Origin of the sequence: Pauljensenia sp. UMB3104 (assembly GCF_030217285.1) — a bacterium.
Taxonomy (GTDB): Bacteria; Actinomycetota; Actinomycetes; order Actinomycetales; family Actinomycetaceae; genus Pauljensenia.
This window is the reverse complement of record NZ_JASONN010000469.1, coordinates 1-249: the sequence shown is the minus strand read 5'-3', so window position 1 is coordinate 249 and position 249 is coordinate 1. Positions and strand designations below refer to the sequence as shown.

The 249-nt window shown below is 60.2% G+C and carries 1 pseudogene; it reads right to left on the bottom strand.

Going from position 1 to position 249, the window contains the following annotated elements:
- Window positions 1-249, bottom strand: a pseudogene (locus QP415_RS12440) (pantetheine-phosphate adenylyltransferase); the annotation flags it as partial.

Below are 249 nucleotides of genomic sequence, written 5' to 3'. Positions count from 1 at the left end.
CGCGGGAACGAAACTCTGCACGTCACCTTTGTGCCGTGCCACATCTTTGACCAGCGAGGAGGCAATATGGCCTTTCGCCGGGTCCCCCACCAGGAACACCGTTTCGATCCCCGATATTTCCCGGTTCATGAGCGCCATGGGGTATTCCGCATCAAGATCCACCGCGGAACGCAGCCCCTTGACGATGGCGTCCGCCCGGATATCGCGGCAAAAATCCACTAGCAGCCCGCCGAAATCTTCCACCCGCAC